This is a genomic window from Bradyrhizobium sp. USDA 223 (assembly GCF_044909005.1).
Taxonomy (GTDB): Bacteria; Pseudomonadota; Alphaproteobacteria; order Rhizobiales; family Xanthobacteraceae; genus Bradyrhizobium; species Bradyrhizobium yuanmingense.
The window spans coordinates 4,742,426-4,765,986 of record NZ_JBIYDR010000001.1 but is presented as its reverse complement, the minus strand read 5'-3'; the positions used below and the strand labels follow the sequence as shown (position 1 = coordinate 4,765,986).

Here is a 23,561-nt window from a genome sequence, read left to right as displayed (position 1 = left end):
CCACCCGTCAGTCGCCCTTGAGCATGTCCCGAAGCTCGCGGAACGGATCGGCGCTCGGCGGAGCCGACGCGCCCTGTCGCATCGCGTTGTAGATTCGCGGAACCATCTCGACCGCCTGGTCGAGGCCCGAATCACGTCCCGGCTGATAGCCGCCCATCAGGCGAAGGTCGCGCGTGTCCTCGTATTTTGCGATCATGGCGCGCAGCTTGCTCACCAGTTCGCGCTCCTCGGGGTCCCAGACGTTGTGGGCGAGGCGGGAGACCGAGGCCAGAACGTCGACGGCCGGATAGCGCGCCTGGTCGGCGATGTGCCTTGAGAGCACGATGTGCCCATCGAGCGTGCCGCGGATGGTGTCGGCGATCGGCTCGTTGTGATCGTCGCCATCGACCAGCACGGAGAAGATCCCGGTGATGGTGCCGGATCCCTCCTCGCCCGGACCGGCGCGCTCGAGCAGGCGCGGCAGATCGGTGAAGACCGTCGGCGCGTAGCCGCGCGCCACCGCGGGCTCGCCGGCGGCGAGCGCGACCTCGCGGGCGGCGTGGGCAAAACGGGTGATCGAATCCACCATCAGCAGGACCGATTCGCCGCGGTCGCGGAAATATTCGGCCACCGCCATCGCCGTCTTCGGCGCCAGTCGCCGCATCATCGGGCTTTCGTCGCCCGTCGAGACGATTGTGACAGCGCGATGACGGTCGTTGCCCAGCACGTCCTCGATGAACTCGCGCACCTCGCGGCCGCGCTCACCGACCAGGGCCAGCACGACGGTGTCGAAGCCCTGGCTGCGGGCGAGCATCGCGAGCAGCGTCGATTTGCCGACGCCCGATCCGGCAAAGATGCCGACGCGCTGGCCGGCGCAGACCGGCGCGAACAGGTCGATGACGCGCACGCCGGTGCGCAGCGGCTTGTGCACGCGCGCACGCTTCATGGCCGACGGCGCCTCCGCCTCCGCCGAGACCGCCTGCGACCCTTGCGTGAGCGGCCCCTGTCCGTCCAGCGGCGCGCCGAGAGCGTTGATGACGCGGCCCTTCCAGCTCGGATCGGGCGCAAAGGACAGCGGCGGCATGCGGGAGGCGACCGAGCCGAGCCCGCCCGCGAACTGCCGGTCGAACGGCTTGGCGATGATGCCGTCGCTGTCGATCCGCACCACCTCGCCGATCTGGCGCTTACCGCCGCAATTGACGCCGATAAGCTCGCCGAGCCTGACGAAGCGGGACAGGCCGGAGACGCGGAAATGCGTCGGCGCGATCTCGGAGATCGCGCCACTGACGCTTGCCAGGGGAGTGCTCTGCTGAAGCTCCAGCAGCGCCCACTCGAGTTGCCGAAGAGCGTTCAAGGAAACCGTCCAACCTCATCCTGCGCGCTTGGCGCGCAATCTACTTGCCGGGTTCGCCGAGGGTCCGGATCGCGTTCTGCAGCGAGCTCTCGGTGCCCTCGATCATCGAGTTGGTACCCTCGAAGGCGCGCGAGGCCGAGATCAGCCGCGTCAGTTCGAGCATCGGATTGGCGCCGGAGCCTTCGACATATCCCTGCTTGAAGCCGTCCCGGGAGAAGTCCGCGATGGCAGTCGCTGGCCGGTCGGGCGTCACGCCTGAATTGCCGTAGCGTTCGAGATTGGCGTCGGCCGGAATGCTGAACAGGCCGATGGTGCCGATCTCGTTGTTGTCCTGGATGATCGCGCCGCTGCGCGCGATCGAGATCGGTCCGCCGTTCGGGTCGAGCGTGATCTGCGCGCCGCCGGAATCGACGATCGGAAAGCCGCTCACGGTCTGAAGATCGCCGTTGGGGGCGATCTGGAGCCGGCCGTCGCGCGTGTAGACCGTGCCGTTCGGACCGGCGAAGGCGATCCAGCCCTGGCCGACCACGGCGACGTCGAGCGGGTTGCCGCTCTCGGTGATGTTGCCCATCTCTCGCGAGATGATGTTGTCGCCGGGCGAGGAGAACGCCACCGGCGTCGGACCCGCCTTGGACAGCACGGTCTCGAACTTCACCACGTCGGTGCGGAACGCCGCCGTGTTGACGTTGGCGACGTTGTTGGCGATCGTCTGGAGGCGCTTTTCGAGGGCGACCTGCGCCGACAATCCCACATAGAGAGCCGATTGCATGACTTACCTGTTGAACTTGATGTTCTGAAGCGTCGTGAGCACGTTGGTATCCATGCTGACCGACGTCGCGGCGCCGGCGATCAGGACCAGCGCGGGATTGGTCGAGCTGTCGTTCCGGGCCTGGGTCGCATCCCACATCGCCGCAAAGCGCTGCACGAACTTGGTGACCTTGGCCGGATCCTGGAAGTCGGTGAGCTTGATCTTGTCGGCGATCATCTTGGCCTGGGCATCGATATTGGCCGCGCTGATCGTCGACGGAAGGCCGAGCGCGGTTTGCACCACCTGCGTCAGCGCCTTGTCGGCCAGGATCTGGTAGGCGGTCGTGATCGTGGAAGCCTTGCGGGTGAAATACAGCGCCAAACGCAGGCCTTCGTTCTGATCGCCGGCCTTCTCCTCCATCGTCTGCGTGACGTATTGGGTCGCGGTGCCGGTCGTGGCCGCGGCGCTCTGGGTCGCCTTGTCGCCGAGTGCGGCGAAATTGAAGGCGGTCGCGAATTGCCGGTAGCGGGTGTCGGTCAGCTTGTTGGCGAAGGCGTCCTTGCTCGCGACACCCTCGGTCAGCACCTTGCGCATGAACGCCTTGGCGTACGTCATGTCGCTGAGGCCATAGGCCTTCATCGCGTAGGAATAGAGACGATAGTCCTTCAGGAAATCGTCGATAGTCTTCACTTTGCCGATATGGCTCAGGAAGTAGTCGGTCTCGCGGCTGACATCCGGCTGCTTCGCGACTTGCGTCAGCGACTTGCCCATGTCCTTGGTCAGCCTGGTGTAGTCCGCGATGGTGGATAGCATGAAACGCGCCCCTCTGGCCGCCGGTGCGACCCGCTTCAAGCTGCCGCCAATTGCTTGCGCGGGGCTGGCGACCTCGAAGCCAGCTTCGCGCAAGCGTCGCCGACTAGGTATTCCAGGTGGGATCGGCGATGGAGCGGCGCGTTGGGCAGTTTCGTGGGGATTTTCATCACGGTAGCGGCGCTGCTCGGCGGCTTTGCCGCCATGGGCGGGCATCTGGCCGTGCTCATGCAGCCGTGGGAGTTCGTGATCATCATGGGAACCGCGGTCGGCACCTTCATCGTGGCGAATCCATGGAAGACGGTGGTGGACACGGGCGTCGCCTGCATGCAGGCCATCACCAACGCGGTGCCTGGACAGCGCTATTACCTCGACCTGCTCGGCGCGCTGCACGCCTTGATGCGTGAGCTGCGGGGCAAGGGCCGCAACGAAGTGGAGGCGCATATCGACGATCCCTCGTCCTCGGAGATCTTCAAGGCGTTTCCCAGCGTGCTCGGAGATCCCTCGCTGCTCCAGTTCATCTGCGACTACGTCCGCCTCATCATCATGGGCAATGCGCGCACGCACGAGATCGAGGCGCTGATGGACGAGGAGATTCATACCATCGTGAAAGGCAAGCTGGCGCCCTATCATGCACTGGTGACGGTGTCCGAGGCGCTGCCGGCGCTCGGCATCGTCGCCGCCGTGCTTGGCGTCATCAAGGCGATGGGCGCGCTCGACCAGTCTCCGAAGCTATTGGGCGGCTTTATCGGTGCAGCCCTGGTAGGCACCTTCGCAGGCATCTTCCTGTCCTATGGCGTGCTTTCGCCCTTCGCGATCAAGATCAAGATGACGCGCGAGAAGAAGTGTCGGCCCTACATCATCGTCAAGCAGACGCTGCTGGCATTCATGAACGGTGCCATGCCGCAGATCGCCGTCGAGCACGGTCGCAAGATGATCTCCAGCAGCGAGCGTCCCTCGATCGACGTCGTCGAGAACGAGACGATCGCAGGTCCCAAGGCCGTCGTTGCCGACGCTGAACCCAAGGCGGCGCGCGCATGATGATGGAAGACACCGAGGTCGACCAGCGCAAGCAGCTGCCGAACTACCTGCTGGACGCTGCCGGCATATCGATCGAGCGTATGCCGATGCTCAATGTGATCTTCGATCGCATGGCGGCATCGTGCACCGACAGCCTGCAGCCGATGGCCGGAACGCCCTGCTATTTCTCTGTCAACGGCATCACCAACGACCGTGTCGGCGATATCATCAAGGACTACGAGGCCAACGCGGTCGCGGCGGTGCTCTATGCCGAGCAATGGGACTCCCGCGTCATCATCATGCTGGACCGTGACTTCGTGTTCACGATGGTCGAAGCGATGTTCGGATCCGACGGCGCCGAGCCGCCGCTCGACGTCGAGCGCGCGTTCTCCAACATCGAGCTCCGCCTGGTCCAGGCGCTGTTCGAACGGTTCGCCAAGGCGCTGCAATCCGCCTTCGCCGGCACGTCGAACGTGACCTTCCGCGTCGAGCGGGTCGAGACTGCGATGGCCTCGCTCGCGATCGGGCGGAGCGGCAACATGTCGATCTGCGCGAACATCATGCTGCAGGCGCTCTATCGCGGCGGCCAGATGTTCCTCATTATTCCGCACTCCGCGCTCAATCCGCTGCGCCAGAAGCTCGCTCACGTGGTCGTCAGCGACGGTCGCGCCGCCGACCCACGCTGGCGCGAGCAGATGGAAAGCGAGGTGCAGCGGACCGAGGTGACGCTCAGCGCCGTGCTCGACGAGAAGATGGTGACGCTCGGCGACGTCGTGAAGTTCGAGGTCGGGCAGGTGCTCGAGCTCGAGGCCACGCCGCGCACGCTGGCCCGTCTCGAAAGCAACAATCAGGTGTTGTTCTGGTGTCAGATCGGCCAGCTCGACGGCTATTACGCCATGCAGGTGGCAGATCCCGTCGATCAGAAGCGGGAGTTCGTCGATGATATCCTATCTCGTTGATATCGTGCTGCTGGCTGCGCTCGCCTTCACCAGCATGCGGGTGACGAGGATGCACCGCGAGCTGGCGCGGCTGCGCAGCTATCAGGGCGAGTTCTCCACCATCATGCACGAGACCGCGGGCGCCTTCGACACGGTCATCACCGCGGCGCACGATTCGACCGCGAATCTCGGACGCCTCGCCAACGTGCTGAGCACGAAGATCGACCAGGCTCACGAGGCGATCGCGGCGCTCGATGCGCGCAGCGGGCTCGCACCCGCGGCGACCGCCGAGCTGAACAAGCACTGAAAGCCGGCACCGGCAGAACAATACGGCCGGAACGCCGCGGCGCTCCGGCAGCGGAAGTACCAAGAGGCGATACCAAATGGCGCAATCCTTCGACTATGAGCCTGCATCTGCATCGACCGAGGCCGAGACCTCTCCGCTGGAACGCCTGGCCGAGATCGCCCAGCGCACCGCCGAGGAGACTGGCAAGTTCGCCAACGTCGACGCTATCTTGCGCATTCCCGTCACCATGCAGGTGGTGCTGGGATCGGCGACCATTCCGGTGGCGAACCTGATGAAGCTCGGACGCGGCGCGGTGGTTCCGCTCGATCACCGGGTCGGCGAACCCGTCGACGTCGTCGTCAACGGCCGCATCGTCGCCCGTGGCGAGGTGGTCGTCGTCGAAGAGGACAATTCCCGCTTCGGCGTCTCGCTGACGGAGATCGTGGGGCCGCTGGGGCAGGGTGATACCTGACCATGGCGGCACCGGTCGGCATCGCTCCCGTCAAGCAGCGAGGCGTTACCACGCTGGGCGGCACGGAAAAGGTCGCCGCGCTCCTGCTGGCCATGGGCCGGCAGGCGGCGGCGAGCGTGCTGCAGCAGTTCGAGCCGCAGGAGATCCGCATCGTCACCAAGGCGGCGGCGGAGCTGCGGCCGATCACCGCGCAGGAACTCGAGGGGATCGTCGAGGAGTTCGCCCAGCAGTTCTCGATGGGCGCGAACATCCTCGGCACGCTCGGCGGTCTGGAGGCCGTGCTCGGCGACGTGCTGCCGGCCGACCAGGTCTCGCAGATCATGTCCGATCTGCTCGGCAATTCGAGCCGGTCGGTGTGGGACCGCGTCTCCTCGGTCTCGGAAAACTCGCTGGCGAGCTACCTTTCCAAGGAGCATCCGCAGACCGCGGCGCTGATCCTGTCCAAGGTCAAGCCGGCCTGCGCCGCCAAGGTCATGAGCCAGCTGCCTTCGAGCCTGCGCAACGAGCTGATGCGGCGCGTTCTGAGCCTCAAGCCGATCGTCGACGACGCCATGCGCATCATCGAGAAGACGCTGCACGAGGACCTGACATTGAATTTCGCCCGCAACCTCGGCGCCGACACCTACGCCCGCGTCGCCGACATCATCAACAAGATGGAACGCGGCCACATCGAGGACATGCTGAAGAGCCTGTCGGAGAAGCGGCCGAAATCGGCCGAAGTGCTGAAGGAGCTGCTGTTCACCTTCGACGACGTCGTCAACCTGACACCGAAGGCGCGCACCATGATCTTCGACCAGGTGCCGACCGATCGCATCGTCGTGGCGCTGAAGGGCACCGACAAGCATTTCCGCGAGCTGATCCTGTCCTCGGTCGCCTCGCGCGTCCGGCGCGTCGTCGAGCACGAGCTCGCCATCGGCGAGCCGTCCAACCAGCGCGACGTGCTGGAGGCGCGACGCGTGATCACCGACCTTGCGCTCGAGCTGGCGGAGAAGGGCGAAATCGAGCTCAACCCCGAGCAGGAGGATGAGCTGGTCTTCCGCTGACCGCTGAACGGGCATGGCAGAAACATCCGATCAGGAGAGCAAGACAGAAGAGCCGACCGAGAAGAAAGTCCGCGATGCGCTCGAACAGGGCAAGATTCCGGTCTCTCGGGAGGCCTCCATTTTCGCCTCGATGGCCGCGCTGATGGTGATCCAGGCGTTCCTGATCGGCCAGGGCGTGCAGCAATTGACGCCGACGCTGAAGAGCCTGCTCGACGATCCCGAGGGCTTTCCGCTCTCGACCGGTGCGGACGCGCAGAACCTGCTCACCGTGGTCGGCCTGCAGGCACTGCGGTTCCTGGTGCCGTTGGTGGTCATCCTGGTGGTGTTCGGGCTCGCCGCCTCGCTGCTGCAGAACGCGCCGCGCCTGGTGCTCGAGCGGATCAAGCCTGACTTGTCGCGAATCTCTCCAGTCAGCGGTTGGAAGCGGTTGTTCGGGACGCAGGGCCTGATCGAGTTCGCCAAGTCGCTGTTCAAGCTCGCCGCGGTGACCGCGGTGGTCGCCTTCGTGCTGCGCGCGTCCGAAGCGAGGGCGTTCGAGGCCATGTACACCGACCCGGTCGCGCTGCCGGAGATGATCCTCAACATCGCGATGCGAATCGTCTCGGCGATCTGCATCGCCACCATCGTCCTGGTGGCGATCGATCTCGCTTGGGCGCGCTTCCACTGGCGGCGCGAGCTGCGCATGACCAAGCAGGAGATCAAGGACGAGCACAAGCAGGCGGAAGGCGATCCCCTGATCAAGGCGCGTCTGCGCTCGCTGGCGCGCGACCGGTCGCGCCAACGCATGATCGCCGCGGCCTCGCGCGCGACGCTGGTGATTGCCAACCCGACGCACTTCGCGATCGCGCTGCGCTACAAGCGTGAGGAAAACGCCGCGCCGCTGGTCGTGGCCAAGGGCATGGACGTGATCGCGCTGAAGATCCGCGAGATTGCCGAGCAGAACCGAATCCCCGTCATCGAAAACAAGGCGCTGGCGCGCGCGCTCTACGAGGCAGTCCAGGTCGATCAGGTGATTCCGGCGGAATTCTTCCGGCCCGTTGCCGAGATCATCTACTTCCTCCAATCCAAGCAGGCGCCGCGGCCCGAGAACGTCCGATAGATTTCCGAGGATGATGCTTCGCGCAACAGCTTGACGAAAGCTTAACGCCCTAGGCTCGTCCCGAATGGATCAGAATGGGGCCGTCGTGGGACCGCTTTATCTCTTCGAATTCGCATCGTCGCAGGCGCGCTATCTCGAGCTGCGTCAGTCGACCATCGCCACCAACGTCGCCAACGCCAACACGCCGGGCTTTCGGGCGCGCGACGTCGAGCCGTTCAACAAGGTGCTCGACGGCATGCCGGTGAGGCTTGCGACGACGTCGCCGTCCCACATGCAATTGGCCGCAGCCGAGACCGACACGCGGGCGACCGCGAAGAAGGACAGCTGGGAAGTGGTTCACTCCGGCAACTCCGTCAGCCTCGAACAGGAAATGATCAAGGGCAACGACGTCAATCGCGACTATTCGATGAACGCGGCGATCGTGCGGTCGTTTCACCGCATGGTGCTGTCGAGTGCAAAGGCCTGAGGTGAATTGACATGCTGGACTCATTGAGTGCCTCGCTGACGGTCGCAAGCTCCGGGCTCGAAGCGCAGTCGACGCGCATGCGCATCGTCTCGGAAAACCTCGCGAACGCCACCTCGACGGGGCGCGCCGCCGGCGCCGATCCGTATCAGCGCAAGACCATCACCTTCGATGCGGCGATGGATCGCGCCTCCGGCGCACAGCTCGCGAAGGTCAAGGAGATCGGGGTCGACACCACGCCTTACCGGGTGGAGTACGATCCGGGGCATCCCGCCGCCGACAAGGCCGGCTACGTCAAGCTGCCGAACGTGAACATGATGATCGAGATGGCCGACATGCGGGAGGTCAACCGCTCCTATGAGGCCAATCTCCAGGTTGTGAAGCAGGTGAGGTCCATGCTCGGCATGACCATCGATCTCTTGAGGAGCTGACCATGCTTGAGGCGATTTCATCCACCGCGATTTCCGCAGGGCAAGCCGCGGGCCGTGCGACCGAGACGCAGGCCGTCTCGCCGGCGGCGACCACCGCGATCCAGACCAGTGACGACGTCGGCTTCGAATCGGTGATGAAGCAGGTGACGTCGGATGCGATCGGGACGCTGAAGGCGGGCGAGGCGGCATCGATCTCGGCAATGCAGGGCAAGGAATCGACGCGCCGCGTCGTGGAGGCCCTGATGTCGGCCGAGCAGGCCCTGCAGACGGCGGTCGCGGTGCGCGACAAGGTCGTCCAGGCCTACCAGGAAGTCGTTCGGATGTCGATTTGATCTGAAGGAGTGGGACCAGTGAAATCGCTCGCCATTGCGGCCACGGGCATGAACGCCCAGCAGACCAACATCGAAGTCATCGCGAACAACATCGCCAATATCAACTCGACCTCCTACAAACGGGCGCGCGCGGAGTTCACCGATCTGTTCTACCAGATGGACCGCATGCAGGGCGTCGCGAATACCAACGGCTCCTCGCCGATTCCGGAAGGTGCCAATCTCGGCCTCGGCGTCAAGTCCGCGGCGATCCGCAAGCTGCACATCCAGGGCGCGCTGACGCAGACCGGCAATCCCTATGATCTCGCGATCAACGGACGTGGCTGGTTTCAGGTGCTCGGCCCCAACAACGAGGTGCAATACACCCGTGCGGGCTCGTTCAACGTCAACGCCAACGCTCAGCTGGTCACGATCGACGGTTACCTGCTGGATCCCGCGATCACCATCCCGCAGGGGACGGTCGAGGTCACGGTCAACCAGACCGGCCAGGTGTTTGCCAAGCTCGACACGGAAGTGAATCCGCGGCAGATTGGCCAGCTCAACCTCGCCAACTTCGCCAACGAAGCGGGTCTCGAGCCGCTGGGCAGCAATCTCTACAAGGAGACCACGGCGTCCGGCACGCCGGTCGTCGGTCTGCCGGGCGATGCCGGTTATGGCAAGATCAACCAGAAATGGCTCGAAGCCTCGAACGTCGACCCGGTCAAGGAAATCACCGAGTTGATCTCGGCACAGCGTGCCTACGAAATGAATGCCAAGGTCATCCAGGCCTCGGATGAAATGGCCCAGACGGTCTCGAAGGGCATGCGCTAGTTCCGGTGTCTCGATGTTGAACAGGGTGGGCCTGATCGTGCGCGGGTTGGCCGCCGTGCTGCTGGTTCTCGCCGCGGCGCGGGCCGCCGCAGCCGAGGAGAAGCGGCTTCCCGTGCCGGCCGTCTCGATCCGCGCCGGCGAGCTGATCCGCGAGGAGATGATCACCGAGCGCGCCTTCGCGCCGAGCCTGCTCGGCGTCGCCATGTTCATCGAGGCGCGTCAGATCCTGGTCGGCCGCATGGCGCGGCGCGCGCTGTTGCCGGGCCAGCCCATTCCAACCAATGCGGTGGAGGACCCCTGGACCGTCGCGCGCGGCGCCATGGTCAAGGTCGTGGTCGAGGACAGTGGCCTCTCCATCGTCACTTACGGCTCGGCCATGCAGTCGGGGGCGGCCGGCGCGCTGATCCCCGTGCGCAATACGGATACCGGCGTGATCATCAGGGGCGTCGTCCAGCCGGACGGCAGCGTCAAGGTCATGGACGGGTCATGACCAGGCTCCTGCTTGCGCTCATACTGCTGGTGTCGGCCGCCAGCGCCCAGGCCGCCGTCCGCATCAAGGACATCGCGGACATCAAGGGTCTGCGCGAGAATCAGATCGTCGGTTACGGCCTCGTCATCGGCCTCAACGGCACCGGCGACACGCTGCGCAACGCGCCGTTCACCGAACAGTCCCTGCAGTCGATGCTCGAGAACATGGGCATCAACGTCAGGAACGAGACCACGAGCACCAACAATCCCCCGCGTCCAACCACGCTGCGCACGCGCAACGTCGCAGCCGTGATGGTGACGGCGGACCTTCCGCCTTCGATCGGGCCCGGCGAGCGCATGGACGTCACCGTGTCCTCGCTCGGCGATGCGACGTCGCTGCTCGGCGGCACATTGGTGATGACGTCGCTGCGCGCGGCGGACGGCGCCGTCTATGGGGTGGCACAGGGCGCGATCACGGTTGCCGGCTACAGCGTCGGAGGCCAGGCGCAGAACGTCAGCCAGGGCACGCCGACGGCCGGGCGCATCCCGAACGGTGCGCTGGTCGAACGCGAGGTGCAGGGAAGCCTCCACGAGATGGAGTTCCTGGTGCTACAGCTGAAGAACCCGGACTTCGTCACCGCAACGCGCATCCTCGACGCTGTCAACCGCTACGCCGGCGGTCGCTACCGCGCGCAGATCGCCTTCGAGCGCGACTACCGCACCATCGTGCTGTCGAAGCCGCGTCATGTCGGCCCTGTCCGCTTCCTCGCCGAGATCGGCGAATTGGTGGTCGAGCCGGATACGCCGGCGCGGGTCGTGATCAACGAACGCACCGGCACGGTCGTGATCGGGCGCGACGTGCGGATATCGACCGCCGCCGTGACCCACGGCAATCTGACGGTTCGCGTCACGGAGATGCCGGTGGTGTCGCAGCCGGCGCCGTTCTCGCGAGGACAGACGGTGGTCGTCCCGCAGACGGTGGTCGAAGCCAACGAGGCCGGATCGCAGGTGGCGATCCTGAGCGGGGTCGATCTCCAGCGCTTGGTGCGCGGGCTGAACCAGATTGGCCTGAAGCCATCGGGGATCATCGCGATCCTGCAGGCGATCAAGACGGCAGGCGCGCTCCAGGCCGACGTCATCGTGCAATGATGCGCAAGCGTCGTGCAAGCTTGGTCGCTCAATGCTCAGGTCTGAAGCGAGAATCGCACGCGGCCCGATGCTGAAGCTGGATCACAAAGGCAAACTCCTCCTGCTGGCCGCGGTAGCAATGCTCGCGAGCGCCTCGCCCGCGCTCGCCTTGGACGAGGCCAAGCCGTCGAAACCGCTCAACCTGCTCTCCTTCGCCCGCGCCCGCGCGGGCGGACCGCAGAAGCCGCAGCCGCCGGCCACCGCGACACCTGGCGACAATGCGTCGGTCCGGGCCACGGCATGGGCGGCCGAGGAGTCGGGCGCCGTTATCACCGGCGCGGTGCCGGAGACACCGGCGCCTGCCCGTCCGGCCAAGCCTGGCAGCGTCACGGCGCCGCCGAAGCCTGCACCGCCACAGGCTGCGCCGGCTCCCGACAACGAAATCGCGCTGTTCTGCAGCAACGTCGCCGATCCCGCCGTCGACGCCAGGCTGGCCTGGCAGCTCAAGGAGCTCGAGAAGGCCGAGAGCCTGCTGCGCGAGCGCATCGCCGAGGTCGAGGCCAAGCGCGCCGAATACGAGAAGTGGATGGCGCTGCGCGACGACTTCTTGAAGAAGGCCGAAGCAAGCGTCGTCGAGATCTATTCGCGCATGAAGCCCGAAGCTGCGGCGACGCAGATCGCCGGCATGGCCGACGAGACCGCCGCCGCCGTGCTCGCCAAGCTCAGCCCGCGCAGCTCGAGCGCGATCTTCAACGAGATGGACACGGCACGCGCGGCGCACCTCGCAAACCTGCTCGGCGGCATGCGTCGCGTGGACGACGGAAAGAGCAAATAGATGAACAGGCCGATCCTCATCCTCTCGCTGCTCGCGGCGTCCGTATTTCTGGCCGGCTGCTTCCATGATCCGGCCGAAGTCCTGACCGGTCCGCAGATGTCGCCCGTCGGCAGCGGCCTGCGGATGCAGGCCGATCCGATCCCGGTGACGCCGCGCATGCGCACGCCGGTCAGCTACCGCTCGACCTGGGACGACGGCACCGATCTCTACCGCGATCCCCGCGCCCGCCGCACCGGCGACGTCGTGACCGTGATCATCTCGATGCAGGACAAGGCCAAGCTCGACAACAAGACCGGCCGCTCGCGCGATTCGCAGGTCAAGTTCGGGCTCGACTGGCTGATGGACATCGCTGGATGGAACGACACGGGTTCGGCCAACGCCAATCTCAGCACCAATACCCAGATCAAGGGCAACGGCCAGATCGACCGCACCGAGGACATCAGGCTCTCGATCGCGGCCATCGTCACCGACGTGCTGCCGAACGGCAACATGATGATCAGCGGCTCGCAGGAATTTCGCGTCAACACGGAGATGCGCGTGCTCAAGGTCGGCGGCATCGTGCGTCCGCGTGACATCTCGCGGGCCAACACCATCTCCTACGACAAGATCGCCGAGGCGCGCGTGTCCTACGGCGGGCGCGGAAATCTGTCGGACGTGCAGCAGCCTGGGTGGGGACACCGGATCTATGACGCCGTGGCACCATTCTGAGACCGGCGTCGGCCGGGGCGCGTTGCGATGCCAGGGGACGCCATGCGCCTGATCGCCGCCATCGTCGTGCTGACCCTGATCGCGATCGGCGCGGGCGCGATTGCCGGTCTGCATCTGATCGCGACCGCCGAACGCGTTGCCGACGCCAAAAAGAACGCCACATTGCCGCCGATCGCGTCGAGCTACGCCGGCAGCGCGCGGCTCAGGAAATTGTCTCCGATCGTGACCAACCTCGCCGCGCCGGCCAACAATTGGGCGCGCATCGAAGCCTCGATGGTGACCGACAGCATGAGCGACGAGGATGCGGGCATTCTGGCCGCCCATATCAGCGAGGACATCGTGACCTATTTGCGGTCGGCGACGGTGGCGCAGTTCGAGGGATCGCGCGGGCTCCAGCATCTGCGTGACGACCTGACCGAGCGTGCCAATATCCGCTCATCGGGCAAGGTCCGCGAATTGATCATCGAGACGCTGGTGATCCAGTGAGGGTGATAGTCCTGCTGCTCGCAATGGTTCTGGTCGTGCTGCCCGAAGCGGCGCTGGCCCAGATTCCGGACCTGAATTCCCAGCTGCCGCCCGGAAACGGCTCGACCAGCGGCCGGATCATCCAGCTGATGGCGCTCATCACGGTGCTGTCGGTGGCGCCGGGGCTGCTGATCATGGTGACGAGCTTCACGCGATTTGCGGTGGCGTTGTCGTTCCTGCGCGCCGGTCTCGGCCTCCAGACCACGCCAGCCAACCTGGTGCTGATCAGTCTCGCGCTCTTCATGACCTTCTACGTGATGGCGCCGACCTTCGACCGCGCCTGGGAGACCGGCGTCCAGCCGCTGATGAAGAACGAGATATCGGAGGAGGAAGCCTATCTGAAGATCACCGATCCGTTCCGCGAGTTCATGCTGGCCCATGTCCGCGACAAGGATCTCCAAACCTTCGAAGCGCTCGCTGCCGAAAGCTTCCGCAGGAAGTTCGACGACAAGCGGGTCGATCTGCGCGTCATCATTCCGGCCTTCATGATCTCCGAGCTCAGGCGCTCGTTCGAGATCGGATTCCTCATCATCCTGCCGTTCCTGGTGATCGACATGATCGTGGCGACGCTGACCATGTCGATGGGCATGATGATGATGCCGCCGACGATCCTCGCGCTGCCGTTCAAGATGCTGTTCTTCGTGCTGATCGACGGCTGGAATCTGCTGGCTTCCGGGCTGGTCCGCTCGTTCTCGTGAGCACCGCGAGCGCCCGCCGGCCGATTATGGTTAAGCGAAACGCGCTGGATATGGTTATCGGCGCGTAATTTTAACCATATGATATTACTGTGGAATTCAAGCTCGTCTTAATCCGGAAGCAAGATTCGGCGTGCTAGCAATGCGGCACGGCGGGTTGGACCCACACAGATCGGTCCAAAGGCATGATGCCGCCCTTCCGTACCGGTGCAAGCCCGGTATGTCCCCTCGTGAAAATGTAAACGCGTACATAAAGGGACATTCGCAATGTCAAGCCTGCTTACGAACTCGACTGCCATGACCGCACTCCAGACCCTGCGGTCTGTGGGTTCGCAACTTTCCACCACGCAGAACCGGATCTCGACCGGCCAGCGCGTGTCCACCGCGTCGGACAACGCCGCCTATTGGTCGATCGCAACGTCGATGCGCTCCGACAACGCTGCGCTCTCGGCGGTGTCCGACTCGCTCGGCCTGTCGGCTGCGACCGTCGACACCGAATATACCGCTCTGACCTCGGTGATCGGCGACAAGGACTCCGGTCTGACCAAGCTCCAGGCGCTGCTGGTCCAGTCCAAGACCGCAGGTATCGACCGCACCAAGATCCAGGCCGACATCACCCAGATCCAGCAGGACATGAAGCTGAAGGCCAACTCGGCGACCTTCAACGGCATCAACTGGCTGAGCACGACGACGGGTACCACTCCGACGAGCTTCAGCCTCGTGTCGTCCTACTCGCGCGTCGGCGGCACACCCACCATCGGCTCGATCACGGTGACGACGGCCAACTACACGCTCTACTCGACCACCCAGACCGGCATTCTGGACACCGTGGCCGGCAGTGCGTCGGTCGACACGATCAACATCTCTGCGCTTACCGACTCGGCCGCCGACCAGACCACGCTCGATGGCTACATCGCGCAGGTGACGACTGCGATCAACTCGGTGGCCTCGGCCGCCGCCAACCTCGGTGCGGTCAAGAACCGTATCTCGACCAACACGAACTTCGTGAAGTCGCTGATGGACTCGGTTGACCGCGGTGTCGGTCAGCTCGTCGACGCCGACATGAACGCGGAATCCACCCGCCTGGCCGCCCTTCAGGTTCAGCAGCAGCTCGGCGTGCAGGCGCTCTCGATCGCCAACAACAGCAGCCAGAGCATCCTGTCGCTGTTCCGCTAAGACGGAAGTCATCGGAGGAGGGCCGCGCTTCTCGCGAAGCGCGGCCCTTTCGTTTGGGCAAGGCCACGCGCGCCCAAGTCCGGCCGCCTGTTGCGGCAAGAACACAGGGCCACAAGCCCCGCACAAGCTTCGCTCGCTAACCTCGCCGCTACGACAGATTGGGCCTTGAACCCGCGTTTGCGGCACGCCCAAAGGCATGACGCCGCCCTGTCGTACCGGTGCAAGCCCGGTATGTCCCCAACTCAAGTCAATCTTCAAAGGGACATCAAAATGGGTTCTAGTCTTCTCACCAACTCCTCCGCCATGACCGCGCTCCAGACCTTGCGGTCTGTCAGCACGCAACTCGCCACCACGCAGAACCGGATCTCCACCGGTCAGCGCGTGTCCACCGCCTCGGACAACGCTGCCTATTGGTCGATTGCGACCTCGATGCGCTCCGACAACGCCGCGCTGTCCGCGGTCTCCGACTCGCTCGGCCTGTCGGCTGCGACCGTCGACACCGAATATACCGCCCTGACCTCGGTGATCGGCGACAAGGAATCCGGCCTGACCAAGCTCCAGGCGCTGCTGGTCGAAGCCAAGACTGCCGGTATCGACCGCACCAAGATCCAGGCGGACATCACCCAGATCCAGCAGGACATGAAGCTGAAGGCCAACTCGGCGACCTTCAACGGCATTAACTGGCTGAGCACGACGACGGGTACCACCCCGACGAGCTTCAACCTCGTGTCGTCCTACTCTCGCGTCGGCGGTACGCCCACCATCGGCTCGATCACGGTGACGACCGCCAATTACACGCTCTACTCGACCACGCAGACCGGCATTCTGGATACCGTGGCCGGCAGCGCCTCGGTCGACACGATCAACATCTCCGCGCTGACCGATTCGGCGGCCGACCAGACCACGCTCGATGCCTACATCGCGCAGGTCACCGCCGCCATCAACTCGGTGGCCTCGGCAGCTGCCGATCTCGGTGCGGTCAAGAACCGCATCTCGACCAACTCGGAGTTCGTCAAGACCCTGATGGACTCGGTTGACCGCGGTGTCGGCCAGCTCGTCGACGCCGACATGAACGCGGAATCGACCCGCCTGCAGGCTCTGCAGACCCAGCAGCAGCTCGGCGTTCAGGCGCTCTCGATCGCCAACCAGAACAGCCAGAGCATCCTGTCGCTGTTCCGCGGCTAAGCGGCGCTTTCGAAAACGACCGTGCTCCCTCAGGGAGCACGGTCCCCGCCGTGATGGTGGGCGCCGACACGCGATAGGCCGGCAATCGAACCTTCGTCATACGTCTTGCAACATGCCGCAGCCGCTCGGGCTGCCGTGCGCCCGAGCGCTCGCTCGCAGCTGCCAAACCGATTGCGCCGCCTCGTCTTGCATAATTGCAACGCCTCGCCAGCGAACCCGAAACATTCGCGCCTCGCGCAACCTTCAGACAAGGTTGGCAGCTGAGTGTCGTCACCATTCGCATTGGTACGAGGTCATATGCTCAGTCGTGCGCAGGTACAGCAACTGCTCAACAATCTGCTGGAGCTTGGGCCGCGACGCCTGATGGCCTTGGGACTGATCGGTTTTGCGGTTCTCGTCACCGTCGTCGGCGGCGCCTATTATCTCAGCCGCCCCGAGTTCGAAACGCTCTACACCGGCCTCACCCGCGAGGACGTGACGCGCATCGGCGCGGCGCTGCGCGAGCAGAACATCACCTTCGACGTCAATTCCGCCGGCGACGCGGTCTCGGTGCGTCCGAGCCAGACCATGCAGGCGCGGATGCTGCTCGCCGAGAAGGGGCTGCCGACCAGCGCCAATTCCGGTTACGAGCTGTTCGACAAGATCGGCTCGCTCGGGCTGACCTCGTTCATGCAGGAGGTCACCAAGCTGCGCGCGCTCGAAGGCGAGATCGCCCGCACCGTCCAGCTGATGAAGGGCGTGAAGGCGGCGCGCGTGCATATCGTGCTGCCGGTGCGCGGCTCGTTCCGCGCCACGCAGCAGCCGCCTTCGGCATCGGTCGTGCTGCGCACCGACGGCGCGATCGAGGCGCGCACGGCGCAGTCGATCCGGCATCTCGTCGCCGCCGCCATTCCCGGCATGAGCCGCGACAAGGTGACGGTGCTCGACGCCGACGGCTCGATGCTGCTCGCCGAAGAGGACGAGGCCAGCGCCGCGCCGACCAAGATGGCGAGCCTGCAGAAGACGGTCAGCGGCATGGTGCAGGAGAGCATCCGCAAGGCGCTGACGCCGTATCTCGGCCTCGACAATTTCGAGGTGAGCGTCGCTCCGCAGTTGTCCACCGACAAGCGGCAGATCAACGAGACGGTCTACGATCCCGAGAACCGCGCCGAGCGCTCGGTGCGGGCCATACGCGAGAAGGAATCCTCGCAGAACGCCGACCGCTCGTCGCCGACCACGGTGCAGCAGAATCTCCCCGACCAGCAGGTGAATGCGGGCGGCGGCAAGAACTCCAGCGAGGACAAGACCCGCCGCGAGGACGTCACCAATTTCGAGGTCTCCTCCAAGACCACGACGACGGTCAGCGACGGCTATTCCGTCAAGAAGCTGTTCATCGCCGTCCTGGTCAATCGCGCTCGGCTGGTCGCCGATCTCGGCGACAAGAGCAACCAGGCCATCATCGACAGCAAGCTCGCCGAGATCAGTCAGCTCGCGGCGACGGCGGGCGGACTGGACAAGGCGCGCGGCGATCAGATCCAGGTGACGGCCGTCGATTTCATCGAGGGCTCGCGTGAGCTGGCGCCGGTGCCGCCGATCAGCTTCGTCGAGATGATCAACAAGCAGCTCGGCAGCGTCATCAACGCGATCACGATCCTGGCCGTGGCTTCGATGCTGGTCTGGTTCGGGCTGCGGCCGGCGGTCAACGGCATTCTGACCCATCGCGCGGAGCAGGAGCAGGCGGAGGCGGCCGAGGCCGCTCAGCTCGAGGCCTCGGCGGCCCTTGCGCTGCCCGACGGCGAGGAGGCCGAGCTCAACCTCGTCGAAGACCTCGAAGGCAAGATGCAGCGAACGCCGCAGAAGCGGCTCGAGCAGATCGTCCGGCTCGATCAGATGCAGGCGGCGGCGATCCTTAAAGACTGGATGCGACGCGAGGAGGCGGCATGAACGCGGCAATCGGAAAACTCCTGACGCAGTTCGATGCGAATGGCCGGGTCAAGTCGTCGCCGCCGCCCCCGCCTCCAAAAATCCAGGACGTGCTGACCAGGCCAAAGGAGGCGAGGCGCGATCCGCAGCCTCAATCGCAGCCGCAGGCCCACACGCAGCTTCAGGCTCAGCACCCGGCCCCCGCGACGGAAGCGCCGCCGGTCAATCTCCTGGACGATGCCTATCGGCGCGGCCATGCCGCTGGCGTCGCGGAAGGCGACGCCAAATTGGCCGAGGAGCGCGTCCGCAGCGCGATCCGGCTCGGCGAAGAGCGGGCGAAATGGTCCGATCAGCAGGCGGTCGCGATCGTCAGCGGCTTCGAGGCGGCCTGCCGCGAGATCGAGACCAACATCGCAAGCTCCGTGGCGCGGATCCTGCTGCCGTTCCTCGCCGATGCGGTGCGCGACAAGGCGATCGGATCCCTGGTCGAGCAGATCGCGGCACTGACCGGCAGCTCGTCGGCGCCGGCCTTCAAGGTCACCGGCCCGAGCGAGCTGCTGGACCTCGTGAAGACGCAGCTCGAGGCGTCCAAGCGAACCGGCATCGCATACGAGGCCGCCGAGACGCTCGAGGTGCGCGTCGTGGCCGACCAGACCGTGATCGAGACGCAGATCTCCGCCTGGAGTGAACGCCTCAAGGAAGCGCGCCGGTAGTCCGCCATGGAGGAGGTCAAGCATGAGATCGTGATCGTCCGCCGCCGCAGCGCCTTCGCCGAGGAGGCGCATCACGGTGGCGTCTGGAAGATCGCCTATGCGGACTTCATGACCGCGATGATGGCGTTCTTCCTGGTCATGTGGCTGCTCAACGCGCTCAACCAGGACCAGAAGCAGGTCGTCGCGAGCTATTTCAACCCGATCAAGCTCGCTGAGAACTCACCTGCCCCAAAGGGCCTCAAGGATCTCTCAAAAAAGGAGCCGTCGTCGTTCGAAGGCCAGGACGGCAAGCGTCAGCCGGCCGGCACGAACGAGGAAAGGCGCGGCGATTCTCCGACGGCTGAGAAGCCGGCCTCTTTCGAGGAGAAGGTCCTGTTCCGTGACCCCTATGCGACGCTCGCCGAGATCGCCAACAGCGCGAACCAGTCCACTGGCCAGCGGCGCGCCGGCGCACTGACCTCCGCCGAAGAGGACGGCCTCAAGGGGGGCGATGCCTATCGCGATCCATTCGATCCCGGCTATTGGAAGCTGGCGCCACAGGCGTCCAAGGACGCCGATCGCTTCATCGAGAGCGAGCCGAAGCCGAATGCCTCCGCACGAGACGGCGCAGCCGGAGCAAATCCGGGCGAGGTGCAGGCGCGCCGGAGCAGGACGGATGATGCCGGCGGCAACGTGGCTCCGGGCCCGGAGAGCTCGTCCGCAAATCTGTCGCCGCTGGTGCCGCCGGGCGCCGCACCGACGCAGTCGCCGCGCGAGGGCAGCGCCCAAGCTGGCGTTCAGGTGAGCACCGCCCCGCAGGCTCGTCTCAACGATACGGCCAAGGAAACCGAAGCGCGCGACGCGGCGCAAACGCAGCAGCCCACCCTCAAGCAGCTTCAGTCCGCGGTCGCGGAGGCGCTGTCGGACATCAAAGCAGGGGCGGGGCCGGCGGCCGAGGTGCGTCAGGTCGAGGAAGGGCTCCTGGTCAGCCTCACCGACGATGCGAGCTTCGGCATGTTCGCGGTCGGCTCGGCGGAGCCGCGGCCCGAGCTGATCCGCGTGATCGACAAGATCGGGCCGCTGCTGATGAAGCGCCAGGGCATGATCATCCTCCGCGGGCATACCGACAATCGGCCGTATCGGTCGGAAACTTACGACAATTGGCGGCTGTCGACCGCGCGTGCGCAGATGGCCTATTACATGCTGGTCCGTTCCGGCGTCGATGCGCGGCGGATCGAGCATATCGAAGGTTACGCCGATCGGCGGCCGAAGCTCCCGAACGATCCGGCGGCCGCCCAGAACCGCCGGATCGAGATCCTGATCCGGGAGAAGCGCCCTTGATCAGGCTGCTGCGCCGCGCCATCTTGCTGCTGCCGTTCATCGCGGCAAATGCGCTTGCCCAGCCTGCACCACCCCAGGGCAGCGAACCCTATGAGCTCGTCCGCGCGCTGCAAGCGGTGCAGGACGGCATCGCCAATGGCGACACCGCCGCACATGGCAGTCATATCGCGCTGATCCGGCAAATCGGCGAGAAGTTTCTCGCGGCCGATCCCGCGGTGTGGAGCAATCCGCGGAATGGCCAGGCGGCCGTTATCTACCTGCTCAGTGGCGGTGCGCCGCAAGTCGTCCGCAAACTGCCGCGCGACAAGATGAACGTCGACGAGCGGCTGTTCAACGGTGCGCTCGCCTATGTCGAGGGTCGCCAGGAGGAAGCGCGGGAGCTGCTCAAGGAGATCAAGCCGCGGACGATTCCCTCGGGACTGGGCGGACAGGTCGCGCTGGTTCAGGGCGCGCTGTTCGCGCGCGCCGAGGCCTCGCTCGCGATTGAGCGTCTGGACGATGCGCGCCTGCTGTTGCCCGGCACGCTGGTCGAGGAGGCGGCGCTGCGGCGCGAGATCCTGTTGGTGGGGCAGGCGGAGGATTTCGAGAAGTTCGAGTTCCTGACGCTGGCCTATATCCGCCATTACCGCAACTCGATCTATGCGGGCGATTTCTGGCAGCGCTTCTCCGCGGGGCTGACGCAATCTAGCCTGGCACTCGACGAGCGCCGCTTTGCGCGGATCTCAGCCTTGCTCGAGCAGGTCGATCGCGCCAGCCGTCTCAAGCTCTATCTCGTGATCGCGCGCGCCGCGATGGTGCGCGGACGGCTGACCGTGACCCGACTTGCGGGCGAGCGGGCCTTGACCCTCAGCGCGGATGCATCGGCGGAACGCGAGCGCGCCCATTTCTTCCGCGGCGCCTCGCGCGTGCTCACCGACGAATATGACGGCGGTCTCGCCGAACTGAAGGCGCTCGACCGGTCGAAACTGCCCGAACGCGACGTCCCCCTTCTCAATGCCACGGTGCAGCTCGCGCTCGATGTCCGCAAGCCGTTCGCGGGCGGATCCGCCGCGGCGGCGGACAAGCCCCCAGCAACGCCGGCGCGCCTCGATCTGGCGTCGTCGACCGCGACGCTCGCACGCGCGCAGAAGCAGCTCGGCGAGCTCGAACTTCTGACCAAGGACCGCCGTCCATGACCAAGCTCAGTGGAACCTCCGGACAGCTCTTCAACGGTCTCGCCGAGAGTCTCAACATGCGCGGGTCGCGCGCGGCAAAGGGCGCAGCGACCAAACCGCAGGCGAATTCGTCCTTCAACGAATTGCTCCACACCGTCTCTAATCTCGCCAAGCAAGCCCTGAGCGAAGACGGCAGCGAGACAGCCGCGAAGACGGGAACGCTGCGCACGCGTCCGATCCAACCGATCGAGCAGGAGCAGCCGAAGGAGGCGGCGCTGCGCGAACGCGTCGCGACCACTGCAGATCCAAAGTCCATGGACGAGAACTCCGACGCCAAGTCCGACGGGCTGGCGGAGAAACAACGTCCGGTCGATCATGTCACCGGGACAGATCGCCAGGATCAATCCGGCATCGCTGTGATGGTCGGCCAGGAGATCGCTGCCGCGGCTGCCGTGAAGCCGCAGATGCAAGTGCCCTCCGCAGACAAGGACGCGCCTGCGCGCGACGAGCGGTCAACCTCGGCGAAGCACGAGGCTCCGGGCGTGATGAAGGCGACAACAGTCAATACCGTCCCATCCGGACTTGCCCCGACCGCCGCACGCTCGCAGGCTGCGGCTTCGCAAGCGATGGCCGCGCCGCAGCCGGCGCTGACGCAAGGTATGGAGGCTTCGAGCGCAAGGCCGGCATCACCCGGCTTCGAGGCTGTTACGGCCGATGTCGAGCGCGCTGCCAAGGCTTCGGCGCACGCCGCGCTGCCCGAGGCAACCAAGGTCACCGTGGTCCAGCAGGAAACCCATCTGCCACCGGCGCAGTTCAACGCCCCGCAGCAGGTTGCCAATGCCGTCGTCGCCGAGCTGAAGGAGTCCTCGGCACCGGCTGCGTCCGCGGCACCCGATCTCGCCGCATCCCAGACCAACGCACCGGATCAGCCGCTCAGGATCCTGACGGTCAATCTCGAACCGCCCGCGCTCGGCAACGTCACGGTGCGCTTGCGTCTCGTCGGCACCGAAGTGTCCGTCCAGCTCGCGGCCGAGCGCAAGGACACGAGCCAGATGCTCGACCAGCAGCGCGACCAGATCCGCGATCTCATGCAGTCGGCGGGCTACGTCGCTGACGTCGCGCCGGTCCAGCACGGATCGCTGGACGGATTCCAGGGCAGCTCCGGCCAGTCGCAGCCGCAGGCCCCAGGCCAGCAACAATCCTCGCCGCAGTCGCAAGGCGCATTCGGCGGTGCCGGCACGTCGTCGGGGCAATCCGACGGCGGCGCGAAGCAGGCCCGCGAGGAGCGCCAGTTCAACCAGGAGACGCGTCATGAGCAGGACGTGGCGCCGCATCATCGTCGCGGCCCTGTTTATCTCTAGTGCGGGCGCTGCCCAGGTGGCCGCCGAAACTGCGCGCCCCTGCGAGCGCGAGATGGCGCGCGCGGCCCGGCAGCACGGGATTCCGCTCGGCATTCTCTATGCGGTCGGACTCACCGAGACCGGCCGGCGCGGGGCGCTCCATCCCTATGCCCTCGGTGCCGACGGCCAGACCGTGTTCGCCAAGGACATCAACGATGCAATCGCGAATTTCGAGGCGATGCGCAGCAAAGGCATCAAGTTGATCGATCTCGGCTGCATGCAGATCAACCATTACTATCACGGCGAAAAGTTCGCTTCGGTCCGGGCGATGTTCGATCCCGCGGGAAACGTCGAGTACGCCGCGCGCTTCCTGAAGGAGTTGAAGCAGCGCGAGGGCAGCTGGACCATGGCGGTCGCCCGCTACAACGCGGGTCCCAACAATCAGCCGGCGCAGAAGCGCTATGTCTGTCACATCGTTGCGCATCTCGTCTCGAGCGGTTTCGGCGCGTGGACGGACAAGGCGCGCTCGTTCTGCCAGCCCAGGACGAGCTGAAGCAGAGCTGACCGGATCACGACAAGCTGTGCATCGCGCCCAATCATCAGCCCCGCGCAAGCAAGAACCCCCATTGT

The 23,561-nt window shown here is 65.3% G+C and carries 27 protein-coding genes; 24 read left to right on the top strand and 3 right to left on the bottom strand.

The features are described 5' to 3' along the window. Positions 1-7: 7 nt before the first annotated feature. From fliI to ABIA40_RS22195, 3 genes are read right to left on the bottom strand one after another with little or no spacing between them, the layout of a single operon-like run. Positions 8-1,333, bottom strand: a complete 1,326-nt coding sequence (gene fliI, locus ABIA40_RS22205; protein ID WP_404543256.1) for a flagellar protein export ATPase FliI — start codon at positions 1,331-1,333, stop codon at positions 8-10. A gap of 40 nt (positions 1,334-1,373) precedes the next feature. After that, the gene (gene flgF, locus ABIA40_RS22200) at positions 1,374-2,102 is read right to left on the bottom strand and encodes a flagellar basal-body rod protein FlgF (RefSeq protein ID WP_404543255.1); all 729 of its coding nucleotides are present in this window, start codon (positions 2,100-2,102) and stop codon (positions 1,374-1,376) included. A 3-nt stretch (positions 2,103-2,105) separates the two neighbouring features. Next, entirely contained in the window at positions 2,106-2,894 is a 789-nt protein-coding gene (locus ABIA40_RS22195) for a DUF1217 domain-containing protein (protein WP_275497125.1), read from the bottom strand. A gap of 141 nt (positions 2,895-3,035) precedes the next feature. Between ABIA40_RS22195 and motA the strand changes: the two genes are divergently transcribed. The 24 genes from motA to ABIA40_RS22075 all read left to right on the top strand — a co-directional run bounded on the left by motA (position 3,036) and on the right by ABIA40_RS22075 (position 23,484). Further along, a complete protein-coding gene (gene motA / locus ABIA40_RS22190) occupies positions 3,036-3,932 on the top strand; it encodes a flagellar motor stator protein MotA (RefSeq protein ID WP_404543254.1) in 897 nt (298 codons plus the stop codon). Continuing rightward, a complete protein-coding gene (locus ABIA40_RS22185; protein ID WP_275497123.1) occupies positions 3,929-4,870 on the top strand; it encodes a flagellar motor switch protein FliM in 942 nt (313 codons plus the stop codon). The genes motA and ABIA40_RS22185 overlap by 4 nt, the downstream gene beginning before the upstream one ends. Further along, positions 4,851-5,156: a hypothetical protein gene (locus tag ABIA40_RS22180; protein WP_036037681.1), complete on the top strand. Its 306-nt coding sequence runs from the start codon at positions 4,851-4,853 to the stop codon at positions 5,154-5,156. The genes ABIA40_RS22185 and ABIA40_RS22180 overlap by 20 nt, the downstream gene beginning before the upstream one ends. Before the next feature lie 76 nt (positions 5,157-5,232). Beyond that, positions 5,233-5,607, top strand: coding sequence for a flagellar motor switch protein FliN (fliN, locus tag ABIA40_RS22175; RefSeq protein WP_057030117.1), 375 nt, complete (start codon positions 5,233-5,235; stop codon positions 5,605-5,607). A gap of 2 nt (positions 5,608-5,609) precedes the next feature. Continuing rightward, entirely contained in the window at positions 5,610-6,650 is a 1,041-nt protein-coding gene (locus tag ABIA40_RS22170) for a flagellar motor switch protein FliG (protein ID WP_157281925.1), read from the top strand. A 13-nt stretch (positions 6,651-6,663) separates the two neighbouring features. Next, entirely contained in the window at positions 6,664-7,749 is a 1,086-nt protein-coding gene (gene flhB / locus ABIA40_RS22165; protein ID WP_404543252.1) for a flagellar biosynthesis protein FlhB, read from the top strand. A gap of 64 nt (positions 7,750-7,813) precedes the next feature. Beyond that, positions 7,814-8,215 (top strand): flagellar basal body rod protein FlgB, encoded by a 402-nt coding sequence (gene flgB, locus ABIA40_RS22160; protein ID WP_404543251.1) that lies wholly within the window; start codon positions 7,814-7,816, stop codon positions 8,213-8,215. Positions 8,216-8,226: 11 nt separating this feature from the next. Continuing rightward, on the top strand, positions 8,227-8,643 hold the full coding sequence (gene flgC / locus ABIA40_RS22155; protein ID WP_036006988.1) for a flagellar basal body rod protein FlgC: 417 nt from the start codon (positions 8,227-8,229) through the stop codon (positions 8,641-8,643). A 2-nt stretch (positions 8,644-8,645) separates the two neighbouring features. Continuing rightward, positions 8,646-8,975 carry a flagellar hook-basal body complex protein FliE gene (locus tag ABIA40_RS22150; protein ID WP_036037689.1) on the top strand — a complete coding sequence of 110 codons (330 nt, stop codon included), beginning with the start codon at positions 8,646-8,648 and terminating at the stop codon, positions 8,973-8,975. An 18-nt stretch (positions 8,976-8,993) separates the two neighbouring features. Continuing rightward, positions 8,994-9,782 (top strand): flagellar basal-body rod protein FlgG, encoded by a 789-nt coding sequence (gene flgG / locus ABIA40_RS22145; protein WP_036006992.1) that lies wholly within the window; start codon positions 8,994-8,996, stop codon positions 9,780-9,782. A gap of 13 nt (positions 9,783-9,795) precedes the next feature. Continuing rightward, the gene (gene flgA, locus ABIA40_RS22140; RefSeq protein ID WP_198399648.1) at positions 9,796-10,272 is read left to right on the top strand and encodes a flagellar basal body P-ring formation chaperone FlgA; all 477 of its coding nucleotides are present in this window, start codon (positions 9,796-9,798) and stop codon (positions 10,270-10,272) included. Then, positions 10,269-11,399, top strand: a complete 1,131-nt coding sequence (gene flgI, locus ABIA40_RS22135; protein WP_404543248.1) for a flagellar basal body P-ring protein FlgI — start codon at positions 10,269-10,271, stop codon at positions 11,397-11,399. Before flgA ends, flgI begins: the two co-directional genes overlap by 4 nt. Positions 11,400-11,466: 67 nt before the next feature. Beyond that, positions 11,467-12,213, top strand: a complete 747-nt coding sequence (locus tag ABIA40_RS22130) for a MotE family protein (RefSeq protein ID WP_404543247.1) — start codon at positions 11,467-11,469, stop codon at positions 12,211-12,213. Beyond that, on the top strand, positions 12,214-12,921 hold the full coding sequence (gene flgH, locus ABIA40_RS22125) for a flagellar basal body L-ring protein FlgH (RefSeq protein WP_404543246.1): 708 nt from the start codon (positions 12,214-12,216) through the stop codon (positions 12,919-12,921). A 42-nt stretch (positions 12,922-12,963) separates the two neighbouring features. Then, the gene (locus tag ABIA40_RS22120) at positions 12,964-13,407 is read left to right on the top strand and encodes a flagellar basal body-associated FliL family protein (RefSeq protein WP_404546309.1); all 444 of its coding nucleotides are present in this window, start codon (positions 12,964-12,966) and stop codon (positions 13,405-13,407) included. Next, positions 13,404-14,144: a flagellar type III secretion system pore protein FliP gene (gene fliP / locus ABIA40_RS22115; RefSeq protein WP_404543245.1), complete on the top strand. Its 741-nt coding sequence runs from the start codon at positions 13,404-13,406 to the stop codon at positions 14,142-14,144. Before ABIA40_RS22120 ends, fliP begins: the two co-directional genes overlap by 4 nt. Positions 14,145-14,408: 264 nt before the next feature. Beyond that, positions 14,409-15,317 carry a flagellin gene (locus tag ABIA40_RS22110; RefSeq protein WP_157281907.1) on the top strand — a complete coding sequence of 303 codons (909 nt, stop codon included), beginning with the start codon at positions 14,409-14,411 and terminating at the stop codon, positions 15,315-15,317. Positions 15,318-15,587: 270 nt separating this feature from the next. Then, entirely contained in the window at positions 15,588-16,502 is a 915-nt protein-coding gene (locus ABIA40_RS22105) for a flagellin (RefSeq protein WP_157281905.1), read from the top strand. A 297-nt stretch (positions 16,503-16,799) separates the two neighbouring features. Next, on the top strand, positions 16,800-18,425 hold the full coding sequence (gene fliF, locus ABIA40_RS22100) for a flagellar basal-body MS-ring/collar protein FliF (protein ID WP_404543243.1): 1,626 nt from the start codon (positions 16,800-16,802) through the stop codon (positions 18,423-18,425). Next, entirely contained in the window at positions 18,422-19,117 is a 696-nt protein-coding gene (locus ABIA40_RS22095) for a hypothetical protein (protein ID WP_404543242.1), read from the top strand. Before fliF ends, ABIA40_RS22095 begins: the two co-directional genes overlap by 4 nt. A 6-nt stretch (positions 19,118-19,123) precedes the next feature. After that, positions 19,124-20,437 (top strand): MotB family protein, encoded by a 1,314-nt coding sequence (locus tag ABIA40_RS22090; RefSeq protein WP_404543241.1) that lies wholly within the window; start codon positions 19,124-19,126, stop codon positions 20,435-20,437. Further along, a complete protein-coding gene (locus tag ABIA40_RS22085) occupies positions 20,434-21,612 on the top strand; it encodes a chemotaxis protein (RefSeq protein WP_404543240.1) in 1,179 nt (392 codons plus the stop codon). The genes ABIA40_RS22090 and ABIA40_RS22085 overlap by 4 nt, the downstream gene beginning before the upstream one ends. Continuing rightward, the gene (locus ABIA40_RS22080) at positions 21,609-22,952 is read left to right on the top strand and encodes a flagellar hook-length control protein FliK (RefSeq protein WP_404543238.1); all 1,344 of its coding nucleotides are present in this window, start codon (positions 21,609-21,611) and stop codon (positions 22,950-22,952) included. The genes ABIA40_RS22085 and ABIA40_RS22080 overlap by 4 nt, the downstream gene beginning before the upstream one ends. Next, positions 22,903-23,484 carry a transglycosylase SLT domain-containing protein gene (locus ABIA40_RS22075; protein WP_404543236.1) on the top strand — a complete coding sequence of 194 codons (582 nt, stop codon included), beginning with the start codon at positions 22,903-22,905 and terminating at the stop codon, positions 23,482-23,484. Before ABIA40_RS22080 ends, ABIA40_RS22075 begins: the two co-directional genes overlap by 50 nt. The last annotated feature ends 77 nt before the right edge of the window (positions 23,485-23,561 follow it).

Excerpts from the sequence above, each read along its gene's own strand:
- flgF (WP_404543255.1), bottom strand. The coding sequence starts at position 2,102 with ATGCAATCGGCTCTCTATGTGGGATTGTCGGCGCAGGTCGCCCTCGAA.
- ABIA40_RS22195 (WP_275497125.1), bottom strand. The coding sequence starts at position 2,894 with ATGCTATCCACCATCGCGGACTACACCAGGCTGACCAAGGACATGGGC.
- ABIA40_RS22185 (WP_275497123.1), top strand. The coding sequence starts at position 3,929 with ATGATGATGGAAGACACCGAGGTCGACCAGCGCAAGCAGCTGCCGAAC.
- ABIA40_RS22180 (WP_036037681.1), top strand. The coding sequence starts at position 4,851 with ATGATATCCTATCTCGTTGATATCGTGCTGCTGGCTGCGCTCGCCTTC.
- fliN (WP_057030117.1), top strand. The coding sequence starts at position 5,233 with ATGGCGCAATCCTTCGACTATGAGCCTGCATCTGCATCGACCGAGGCC.
- ABIA40_RS22170 (WP_157281925.1), top strand. The coding sequence starts at position 5,610 with ATGGCGGCACCGGTCGGCATCGCTCCCGTCAAGCAGCGAGGCGTTACC.
- flhB (WP_404543252.1), top strand. The coding sequence starts at position 6,664 with ATGGCAGAAACATCCGATCAGGAGAGCAAGACAGAAGAGCCGACCGAG.
- flgB (WP_404543251.1), top strand. The coding sequence starts at position 7,814 with ATGGATCAGAATGGGGCCGTCGTGGGACCGCTTTATCTCTTCGAATTC.
- flgC (WP_036006988.1), top strand. The coding sequence starts at position 8,227 with ATGCTGGACTCATTGAGTGCCTCGCTGACGGTCGCAAGCTCCGGGCTC.
- ABIA40_RS22150 (WP_036037689.1), top strand. The coding sequence starts at position 8,646 with ATGCTTGAGGCGATTTCATCCACCGCGATTTCCGCAGGGCAAGCCGCG.
- flgA (WP_198399648.1), top strand. The coding sequence starts at position 9,796 with ATGTTGAACAGGGTGGGCCTGATCGTGCGCGGGTTGGCCGCCGTGCTG.
- flgI (WP_404543248.1), top strand. The coding sequence starts at position 10,269 with ATGACCAGGCTCCTGCTTGCGCTCATACTGCTGGTGTCGGCCGCCAGC.
- ABIA40_RS22130 (WP_404543247.1), top strand. The coding sequence starts at position 11,467 with ATGCTGAAGCTGGATCACAAAGGCAAACTCCTCCTGCTGGCCGCGGTA.
- flgH (WP_404543246.1), top strand. The coding sequence starts at position 12,214 with ATGAACAGGCCGATCCTCATCCTCTCGCTGCTCGCGGCGTCCGTATTT.
- ABIA40_RS22120 (WP_404546309.1), top strand. The coding sequence starts at position 12,964 with ATGCGCCTGATCGCCGCCATCGTCGTGCTGACCCTGATCGCGATCGGC.
- ABIA40_RS22110 (WP_157281907.1), top strand. The coding sequence starts at position 14,409 with ATGTCAAGCCTGCTTACGAACTCGACTGCCATGACCGCACTCCAGACC.
- ABIA40_RS22105 (WP_157281905.1), top strand. The coding sequence starts at position 15,588 with ATGGGTTCTAGTCTTCTCACCAACTCCTCCGCCATGACCGCGCTCCAG.
- fliF (WP_404543243.1), top strand. The coding sequence starts at position 16,800 with ATGCTCAGTCGTGCGCAGGTACAGCAACTGCTCAACAATCTGCTGGAG.
- ABIA40_RS22095 (WP_404543242.1), top strand. The coding sequence starts at position 18,422 with ATGAACGCGGCAATCGGAAAACTCCTGACGCAGTTCGATGCGAATGGC.
- ABIA40_RS22090 (WP_404543241.1), top strand. The coding sequence starts at position 19,124 with ATGGAGGAGGTCAAGCATGAGATCGTGATCGTCCGCCGCCGCAGCGCC.
- ABIA40_RS22080 (WP_404543238.1), top strand. The coding sequence starts at position 21,609 with ATGACCAAGCTCAGTGGAACCTCCGGACAGCTCTTCAACGGTCTCGCC.
- ABIA40_RS22075 (WP_404543236.1), top strand. The coding sequence starts at position 22,903 with ATGAGCAGGACGTGGCGCCGCATCATCGTCGCGGCCCTGTTTATCTCT.